Source organism: Kocuria cellulosilytica (genome assembly GCF_040981245.1).
GTDB classification, from domain to species: domain Bacteria; phylum Actinomycetota; class Actinomycetes; order Actinomycetales; family Micrococcaceae; genus Kocuria; species Kocuria cellulosilytica.
Genome location: NZ_JAVFWZ010000180.1, coordinates 1 through 500, shown reverse-complemented (window position 1 = coordinate 500; position 500 = coordinate 1). Strand labels below are relative to the sequence as shown.

Sequence of the window (500 nt, the reverse complement as noted above, 5' to 3'; positions counted from 1 at the left end):
CAAGGGACTGACCCTGCGGATGAACCAGTGCCCGGTGAAGCGCCAGTGGCCGCGGCTGTTCGAGCACATCCGCAACGGCTACCTCAAGCCCAGCGACCTCGTGACCCACCGCATCCCCCTGGAGCACATCGCCGAGGGGTACCACATCTTCTCCGCCAAGCTGGACGGCTGCATCAAGCCGCTCATCGTGCCGGGCGCCGGCTGAGGAAGGGCAGCGACCATGACCCCCAACCCCGACACCGCCGGCGAGCCGGAGCGCAGCGTCGACCGTGCGGCACTGAGGGCCCGCATCCCCGGCTGGGGCGCCGACCTGGACCCGGCCGACCGCCCCTCCGTGCCGAAGCTGCGCTACGACCCGGGCGCGACCGGGGCCCACTGGGACGTGCCGGAGCGCCAGGAGGAGCGGCGGCCCCGGGAGCGCTCGATCGAGCACGCGGAGCTCACCCCCGTCTTCGGCACGGCCTGCCCGCCCAAGGGCCTCTCCGGGGTGCTGCGCAGGC

Annotated in this window: 2 pseudogenes; both read left to right on the top strand. The window is 73.4% G+C overall.

Features of this window, described 5'->3' with window-relative positions:
* Positions 1-205 (top strand): annotated as a pseudogene (locus RCG67_RS17595) (glutathione-dependent formaldehyde dehydrogenase); the annotation flags it as partial.
* Positions 206-220: 15 nt separating this feature from the next.
* A pseudogene (locus RCG67_RS17590) lies at positions 221-500 on the top strand (hypothetical protein); the annotation flags it as partial.